Origin of the sequence: Bacteroides sp. CAG:189, assembly GCF_000432295.1 — a bacterium.
Lineage (GTDB): Bacteria > Bacteroidota > Bacteroidia > Bacteroidales > Bacteroidaceae > Bacteroides > Bacteroides salyersiae.
On the sequence record NZ_HF991125.1, the window covers coordinates 100,658 to 105,163 of the forward strand.

The 4,506-nt window shown below is 45.8% G+C and carries 4 protein-coding genes and 1 pseudogene (1 of these 5 running past the window's edge); 4 read left to right on the forward strand and 1 reads right to left on the reverse strand.

What is annotated here, in order from left to right:
* Together QVP90_RS18805 and QVP90_RS18810 are read left to right on the forward strand one after the other, a co-directional pair.
* Positions 1–1,227 (forward strand): annotated as a pseudogene (locus QVP90_RS18805) (glycosyltransferase family 4 protein) (it extends 76 nt beyond the left edge of the window).
* Complete coding sequence (locus QVP90_RS18810; RefSeq protein WP_005928366.1) at positions 1,220–1,969, forward strand: glycosyltransferase family 2 protein; 750 nt, start codon at positions 1,220–1,222, stop codon at positions 1,967–1,969. The pseudogene QVP90_RS18805 and the gene QVP90_RS18810 overlap by 8 nt, the downstream one beginning before the upstream one ends.
* Before the next feature lie 352 nt (positions 1,970–2,321).
* Here QVP90_RS18810 and QVP90_RS18815 read toward each other — a convergent pair whose 3' ends face one another.
* Entirely contained in the window at positions 2,322–3,020 is a 699-nt protein-coding gene (locus tag QVP90_RS18815; protein ID WP_005928364.1) for an SIR2 family NAD-dependent protein deacylase, read from the reverse strand.
* Positions 3,021–3,299: 279 nt separating this feature from the next.
* Here QVP90_RS18815 and QVP90_RS18820 point away from each other — a divergent pair, with 279 nt between their 5' ends.
* Together QVP90_RS18820 and QVP90_RS18825 are read left to right on the forward strand one after the other, a co-directional pair.
* Positions 3,300–3,890, forward strand: coding sequence for an FKBP-type peptidyl-prolyl cis-trans isomerase (locus tag QVP90_RS18820; protein WP_021937287.1), 591 nt, complete (start codon positions 3,300–3,302; stop codon positions 3,888–3,890).
* A gap of 15 nt (positions 3,891–3,905) precedes the next feature.
* Positions 3,906–4,506, forward strand: a 601-nt coding sequence (locus QVP90_RS18825) for an FKBP-type peptidyl-prolyl cis-trans isomerase N-terminal domain-containing protein (protein ID WP_288204919.1), incomplete at its 3' end; no start/stop codon positions are given.

The window sequence follows — 4,506 nt, forward strand, 5'->3', positions numbered from 1 at the left end:
GGGACAGCCGTGTCCCCCAGCCGGCTTATGGAATCCCTGAAGAATAACGGGATTAAAGCGAAAATGCTGGTACGTGACAAACAAACCAATCAAATAAGCGTCGTTCGCCTTGAACGCAACTGGCTGACAGTATGGAAATTTATGTGGGAACGTATCGTCATCTGGAAAGCCAATCATTTCCGAAAAAACAATCTTTTTGCAGTAGATATAGCCAATACCGGAACGGATATCACCACTCTGCCCGAGTTTACACAGGCAGATATCATCCATTTACACTGGATCAACCAGGGAATGCTCTCACTGAAAGACATACACCGGATATTGGAATCGGGCAAACCGGTGGTATGGACCATGCACGACATGTGGCCTTCTACCGGTATCTGCCACCACGCCCGTGAATGCACCCACTATCAGCAAGAATGCCATCACTGCCAGTTTCTATACACCGGAGGCGGCAAGAAAGATCTGTCCACCCGGATATTCAACAAAAAAAAGGCGCTTTACCAACAAGCTCCCATTACATTTGTCACTTGTAGCCATTGGTTGGAAGAAAGGGCAAAAAGCAGCGCCTTGTTACGCAACCAGACCGTCATAAGCATTCCCAACCCGATCAACACCAACCTCTTCAAACCACGCAACAAGAAAGAAGCCCGTGCACATTGCAAACTGCCACAGGAAGGAAAACTGATCCTGTTCGGTTCTGTCAAGATCACCGACAAGCGCAAGGGGATAGACTACCTGATCGAATCGTGCAAATTGCTCGCCGAGAAACATCCGGAGCTGAAAGCATCATTAGGAGTCGTAGCATTTGGCAACCAGTCGCAACAACTGTCCCACCTGCTTCCTTTCCCTGTTTATGCCCTCGAATACGTCAGCAATGAACACGACTTAGTGAATATATACAATGCCGTCGACTTGTTTGTGACCCCTTCTCTGGAAGAAAACCTGCCGAATACGATTATGGAAGCAATGGCGTGCGGCATTCCGTGTGTAGGTTTTAATGTAGGGGGGATACCGGAAATGATAGATCATCTGCACAATGGGTACGTGGCACAATACAAATCGTCTGCAGACTTTGCCAATGGCATTTATTGGGCATTGGAAGAATCGGAATACCCGGTTCTGTCAGAACAGGCCTGCCGGAAAGCCGTCTCCAGCTATTCGGAAAGCTATATAGCCAAAAGATACATCGAGGTTTACAATAAAATCACGGGGAGATATGCATAGCAACCGCCATACGCCCAAAATATCGGTTATCACCGTAACCTACAATGCCGGGGAAGTATTAGAGGATACCATACAAAGTGTCATCTCACAAACGTACCATCACGTGGAATATATCCTTGTGGACGGTGCATCGAGAGACCATACAATGGCTATCGCAAACCGGTATCGGGAACGAATCCATAAGATTATCAGCGAACCCGACAAAGGATTGTATGATGCAATGAACAAGGGGATTTCACTCGCCACGGGAGATTATCTCTGCTTCCTCAATGCAGGCGACAGTTTCCATGAAGATGACACTTTGCAACAAATGGTACACTCGATCAACGGAAGCGAACTGCCGGACGTGCTGTACGGTGAAACCGCGATTGTAGATAAGGACCGCCACTTCCTGCACATGCGCCGCCTTTCCGCTCCGGAAAAACTGACATGGAAGAGTTTCAAACAAGGAATGCTCGTATGTCATCAGGCTTTTCTTGCACGGCATACAGTGGTAGAACCTTATGACTTGCAGTACCGCTTTTCCGCCGATTTCGACTGGTGTATCCGTGTAATGAAGAAAGCACGGACCTTGCATAATACCCACTTGATACTTATCGACTATCTGGACGAGGGAATGACCACCCGGAACCACAAAGCATCGCTTCGCGAACGCTTCCGTATTATGGCACACCACTATGGAACAGCCAGTACCGTTCTCCATCATATCTGGTTTATATTTCGTGCAATCATCAAGAAATAAAACGGCCTTTACTTGGCTTCCGGGTTTTATTATCGTATCTTTGCGAAAGTAATCATGAATTAGATTCAGTTAATCCACCCGATACAAGGAGAGAGCAGCAGCCCTCTCCTTTCTTTTTCAAATAACGTAAAAAGGGCGTCTAAGCACGGTCGTCAACCATCTTCCCAACGGTAGTTACCGAAAATAACACGGCATGTGACGATGAATAACACGGCACGTGACGATGAGTTTCATTACTTGTCGCGATCCCCTTCCCACCATGTGCCGACGCAACAGGAATTATCTTCTTCAAAAGCCGCTTTCCTGTTAAGAATACATAAAGATGCTCTTGACAGAAATCAATTCAAAAGAATCATACGCCCAATAGCTTCTGCAATTCCGCTACTCCCTCCGAAGCCCCCTTCCGAATCACATGTATCGGGCGGGAAGTATGCGTATCCACCGGCTTCGGATCAATCAAGTAAACTTCAGCACCACGGGGCACATAGTTCAGCAGACCGGCAGCCGGATAGACATTCATCGATGTGCCGATGATAACGAATATGTCGGCCTTCTCCACGAAATCAATAGCCGTCTCTATCTCCGGTACCGATTCGCCGAACCATACAATGAACGGACGAAACTGCGAACCGTCACCGGCACGGTCGCCCATCCGGACTTCATATTCCTCCGGCTGAAGTTCTTTTATATAATGAGGATTGTTGGGATCACGGCTGGAACAAACTTTTGTCAATTCACCGTGCAGGTGTACAATGTGCGTACTACCCGCACGTTCATGCAGATTATCCACATTCTGGGTAATCACCGTCACATTAAAATATTTCTCCAGACCGGCCAGCAATTCATGACCGCGATTCGGCTTTACATCCAGCAACTGTTTCCGGCGTTCATTATAAAAATTAATCACCAATTCCGGGTCACGCGCATAACCCTCCGGAGTGGCCACCTGCTCCACCGGATACTTATCCCATAATCCACCCGCATCACGAAAAGTACTGATACCGCTCTCCGCACTCATTCCGGCACCGGATAAAACAACCAAGTTTTTCATAATCTCCTCCTTCATTTAATATATGAATAGCAAAAATAGAATAGAATAATCGAATATCAAAGTCCGTGTCTGCATAATCTAAGTGGTCCGGCAACAATAATCGATTCATTTCTCCCCATTATCGCAATAAAAGTAGATAACTTATAAGACAATAAGAAATTTTAATTCCAAAAAGCCCGTTCATTCAAATAAAACACGTATTTTTGCCAATTGTAAATTTGCAATTGATTGAGAGTGAAAGATTCAACATTCTTCCTCCAATCTTCAACAAAAACATATATGGATAAATTTAGTTATGCAATCGGCCTCGGAATTGGCCAAAACTTGTTAGGTATGGGTGCCAAGGGCATCGCGGTAGAAGATTTTGCTCAGGCAATCAAAGATGTATTGGAAGGTAATCCGACAGCTATCAGCCACCAGGAAGCCCGCGAAATAGTGAACAAATATTTCGAAGAACTGGAACAGAAAATGAACGCCGCCAGCATCGAACAAGGCAAAGCATTCCTGGAAGAAAATAAAAAGAGAGCAGGCATTGTCACTCTTCCGAGCGGACTGCAATACGAAGTTATCACCGAAGGCAAAGGCAAACTTGCCAAAGCTACCGACCAAGTGAAATGCCACTACGAGGGTACACTGATTGACGGAACCCTGTTCGACAGTTCCATCAAACGCGGCCAACCGGCTGTATTCGGTGTCAATCAGGTAATCCCGGGATGGGTAGAAGCCCTACAATTGATGCCCGAAGGTTCCAAATGGAAGCTGTATATTCCTTCCGACCTGGCCTATGGCGCACAAGGTGCCGGAGAAATGATTCCCCCGCATAGCACATTGGTATTCGAAGTAGAATTACTTGAAGTATTAAACAAATAAATTTTTTAAAGCGAAATGAAGAAAATTACAACGCTGGCAGCCATCGCTGCCGTAGCCGGCCTTGCATCATGTACAGCCCAGGCTCCTAAAGCAAATCTGAAAACAGAACTCGATTCATTGTCTTATTCAATCGGTATGGCTCAGACTCAAGGTCTGAAAGGTTACTTGGTAGGCCGTATGGATGTTGACACAGCTTATTTAGCTGAATTTATCAAAGGCGTAAACGAAGGTGCCAAGAAAAGCGGTAAAAAAGAAACTGCTTACATGGCAGGTCTCCAGATCGGTCAGCAGATCAGCAACCAGATGATGAAAGGTATCAACCACGAACTGTTCGGCAACGATTCTGTAAAAACAATCAGCAAAGAAAACTTCCTCGCTGGTTTCATCGCCGGTACATTGGAAAAAGGTGGTTTGATGACTATGGAACAGGCACAAACCTATACTCAGACTGCAATGGAAGCCATCAAAGCAAAAGCAATGGAAGAAAAATATGCCGACAACAAAGCTGCCGGTGAAAAATTCCTTGCAGAAAACAAAACAAAAGAAGGTGTAAAGACAACTCCGAGCGGACTGCAATACAAAATAATCACTGAAGGTAAAGGTGCAATTCCTGCTG

What these genes read in the sequence shown, in the direction of transcription:
- QVP90_RS18820 (WP_021937287.1), top strand. Translation starts at nt 3,300, where the DNA reads ATGGATAAATTTAGTTATGCAATCGGCCTCGGAATTGGCCAAAACTTG.
- QVP90_RS18810 (WP_005928366.1), top strand. Translation starts at nt 1,220, where the DNA reads ATGCATAGCAACCGCCATACGCCCAAAATATCGGTTATCACCGTAACC.
- QVP90_RS18815 (WP_005928364.1), bottom strand. Translation starts at nt 3,020, where the DNA reads ATGAAAAACTTGGTTGTTTTATCCGGTGCCGGAATGAGTGCGGAGAGC.